Origin of the sequence: Candidatus Ruminimicrobium bovinum (genome assembly GCF_902760015.1) — a bacterium.
Taxonomy (GTDB): domain Bacteria; phylum Elusimicrobiota; class Endomicrobiia; order Endomicrobiales; family Endomicrobiaceae; genus Ruminimicrobium; species Ruminimicrobium bovinum.
Map to the genome: position 1 here is coordinate 1 of NZ_CACWEU010000133.1, position 3,318 is coordinate 3,318.

Consider the following 3,318-nt stretch of genomic DNA (forward strand, 5'->3'; position numbering starts at 1 on the left):
AGAAAAGATAAATAATAAATATCAAGCAAATAAAACACACTTTGAAGTTGGTAAAAAAGTAAGGCAAACTATAGAAGAACTTGGTGGGACAATGCCGGAAGATTTACCGGTAGTAGAAAGTATCAAAAAACTTGAAAACAAACAAAAGAAGTTGAAGAAGTAATAGGAGAGCTTTATGGTATATAATCTTTTTATCAGTCATTCTTGGTCTTATTTTGATGAATATCAACGGTTATGTAATTTATTGAATGATAGACCTTATTTTGAATATAGAAATTATTCTGTTCCTTTTAATGATCCTATTCATACAAATGGAACAGATAGACAATTAAGAGAAGCAATTGAAAATAAAATTAGACCAACATCTGTTGTTTTAATTTTAGCGGGAGTATATTCTACTTATAGCAAATGGATTAATAAAGAAGTTGAAATAGCAAAAAATTTAAATAAAAAAATAATTGCTATAGAGCCATGGGGTTCGGAAAGAACGTCTTTTTTTGTAAAAGTAAATGCAGATGAAATTGTGGGTTGGAATACAGAATCCATAGTAAGAGCAATTAGGGGATCTTAATGAAAAAATTAAAAGAACAGCTAAAGTATAATGAGAATAAACGACACGATATTTTAGAAATTTACAAAATGTATGTTGAAACTACTCAACATATAAGTGATTGTAGGCAGAAATCTAATAATTTCTACATATTATTAAACACTGGAATTATTGCCTACACATCTTTTTTTAACTATTTGTTAGTATTATTATTTGGAGTACTTATTAATATTATTTGGTTTTGTAAAATTAATTCATATAAAAAATTAAATTCTGCTAAATTTAAAGTTGTAAATTTTGTAGAAAAACAGTTGCCCATAGAGGTTTTTAATATGGAATATAAAATTCTAAAGGATGGTAAACATAAAAATTTATCTTTTTATGAATCCTGTGTTCCTTTAGTATTTATAACAGTATTTGTGTTAAAGATGTTTATATATAATTTTAATTTGTTAAAACAAATAGGTATTTTAATTCTTAATTATTATGGTATATAATTTTTATGAAAGAAATTAAAGTTAAAGGAAAAAAAGATTTATTATTAAACAAAGAAGAGATACAAAAAGAAATTTTAAATATTGAAAAAATATTTCAATGTAAATATAGAATTGATTCTACTATTGGTATAAATTATGCAAGTGAAAAGTTTACATTAGGTTTAAGATATTTGTCTGTTAGCAATGGAAATTTAAAGGAAAGAATATATGGAGCATATTTATATAATATAATTTATGTCCTATGGAATTTTGATTATAAAAAATATTTATCTAATGAATATTGTAAAAAATGGGAATTTTTACAAAAAGAATTAAATTATAAGACTGTTAATATATTTAAACATTATAAAGAAATAACTAAATCACATTTAGAATATTTTTATAGAGAAGATTACAATAGATATGAAAGATATAATAAACCGCCGCTGTTTTTTAATTCTTATAAAAACAAAAATATTAAAATGGCTGAAGCCATTTTTGATATTGCAATAGATTTAGAATATAAAACTAGTTGGAAATAAAATGAAACAAACGAATAAAATATTACAAAATTGGAAATCATTAGAACTTGGAACATTTGTAGATTTATCTAATGAAAAATATGTTCCTAACATAAACGAAAATATTCCCTGTATAGAATTAGAGTGTATAGAACAAGAAACTGGAATATTACTTAAAAAAATATCTTCGAGAGATTTAAACAGTACGAAGAACAGATTTTATAAAAACAATGTTTTATTTGGTAAGTTAAGGCCATATTTGAAAAAATATTATTTAGCAACTTTTGATGGAGTTTGTTCAAGTGAAATTTGGGTTTTAATTGCAAATAATAAAATATGTTTAAATAAATATTTGTTTTGTTTAATACAAACTCAAAGGTTTTTATATTATGCAAATAAGTCATCTGGTAGTAAAATGCCTCGTGCTGATTGGAATATAGTATCACAATCAACTTTTTTGTTGCCGCCGATAAAGGAGCAAGAAAAGATAGTTGAGATATTGGAATTGTGGGATAAAGCAATTGAAACTACAAAAAAATTAATTGAACAAAAGAAATTGCAGAAAAAATATTTAATGCAAAAACTTTTAACCGGTAAAATCCGTTTAAAAGGTTTTAAAGATAAGTGGAAAAAAGAAATAATAGGTAATATTTGCAAAAAAATTACTACAGGTAAATTAGATGCTAATGCAATGATTAAAAATGGTAAATATCGTTTTTATACTTGTGCACAAGACTTTTTTTTTATAAACGAATATGCTTTTGATACAGAAGCATTATTGATTTCTGGAAATGGTTCTCATGTGGGATATATTCACTATTATAAAGGAAAATTCAATGCATATCAAAGGACTTATGTGTTAAGTGATTTTACAGAGAATATTTTCTTTATTAAATTTTTATTAGATATTAAATTGAAGAAAAGAATAGAATCTGAAAAAAATGAAGGGAATACTCCTTATATAAAATTGAATACTTTAGCAAAAATGTCTGTTTTTATACCAGTAAATAGAAATGAACAAAAAATGATAGTAGATATTTTATCAACTGCTGATAATCAAATAAATTTATTAGAACAAAAACTTTCGGATTTAGAGTTGCAAAAAAAAGGTCTTATGCAAAAACTTTTAACAGGACAAATTAGAGTATAAAAATTTTTTAGGAAAATTATTATGAACACAAATTTAGACCATAAAATTTTAAACGAAAGACCGATAAGCCAACAACCTGCAATAGATTTGTTAGTTAGTTTAGGTTATTTTTATTTATCACCTAAAGAAGCAGAAAAACAAAGAGAACGACTTTCAACGGTTATCTTAAAAAATGATTTATTGGAATTTTTAAAAAAACAAAGATTCAAATATAAAAATGAAGAATTTTATTTTTCAAACAACAATATAACAAAAGCAATTCAAGATATAGATGTGTCTTTGGAACAAGGTTTAATGAGTGCTTCAAAAAAAATATATGATTTGTTGCTTTATGGAAAATCTTATCAGGAAACATTATTTGACGGAACAACACAATCTTTCGATTTAAAATTTATTGATTGGCAAAATATAGATAATAATATTTTTAGAGTTACAGACGAATTTTCTGTAGAAAAGTTTGATAAAACCCATAGAAGACCGGATATTGTAATAACTGTAAACGGTATTCCGTTAGTAGTAATAGAATGTAAAAAATCTGCAATAACGGTTGATGAAGGAATAAAACAGTTAGTTCAAAACTGTAAGCCAAACGAAATACCACAACTCTTTAAATTTGTGCAA

General features: G+C 24.4%; 5 protein-coding genes and 1 pseudogene. All 6 read left to right on the forward strand.

The window, feature by feature from the left end:
* Positions 1-163, forward strand: a pseudogene (locus ACMUOV_RS04765) (DNA damage-inducible protein D); the annotation flags it as partial.
* Positions 164-175: 12 nt separating this feature from the next.
* Complete coding sequence (locus ACMUOV_RS04770; protein ID WP_413853967.1) at positions 176-571, forward strand: TIR domain-containing protein; 396 nt, start codon at positions 176-178, stop codon at positions 569-571.
* Positions 571-1,047, forward strand: coding sequence for a hypothetical protein (locus tag ACMUOV_RS04775; protein ID WP_413853968.1), 477 nt, complete (start codon positions 571-573; stop codon positions 1,045-1,047). The genes ACMUOV_RS04770 and ACMUOV_RS04775 overlap by 1 nt, the downstream gene beginning before the upstream one ends.
* A 5-nt stretch (positions 1,048-1,052) precedes the next feature.
* Positions 1,053-1,568, forward strand: a complete 516-nt coding sequence (locus ACMUOV_RS04780) for a hypothetical protein (protein ID WP_413853969.1) — start codon at positions 1,053-1,055, stop codon at positions 1,566-1,568.
* Position 1,569: 1 nt separating this feature from the next.
* Positions 1,570-2,697, forward strand: a complete 1,128-nt coding sequence (locus tag ACMUOV_RS04785; protein ID WP_413853970.1) for a restriction endonuclease subunit S — start codon at positions 1,570-1,572, stop codon at positions 2,695-2,697.
* Positions 2,698-2,718: 21 nt separating this feature from the next.
* Positions 2,719-3,318, forward strand: a 600-nt coding sequence (locus ACMUOV_RS04790; RefSeq protein ID WP_413853971.1) for a type I restriction endonuclease, incomplete at its 3' end; no start/stop codon positions are given.

Coding starts and splice junctions, on each gene's coding strand:
- ACMUOV_RS04770 (WP_413853967.1), top strand. CDS start 176: ATGGTATATAATCTTTTTATCAGTCATTCTTGGTCTTATTTTGATGAA.
- ACMUOV_RS04775 (WP_413853968.1), top strand. CDS start 571: ATGAAAAAATTAAAAGAACAGCTAAAGTATAATGAGAATAAACGACAC.
- ACMUOV_RS04780 (WP_413853969.1), top strand. CDS start 1,053: ATGAAAGAAATTAAAGTTAAAGGAAAAAAAGATTTATTATTAAACAAA.
- ACMUOV_RS04785 (WP_413853970.1), top strand. CDS start 1,570: ATGAAACAAACGAATAAAATATTACAAAATTGGAAATCATTAGAACTT.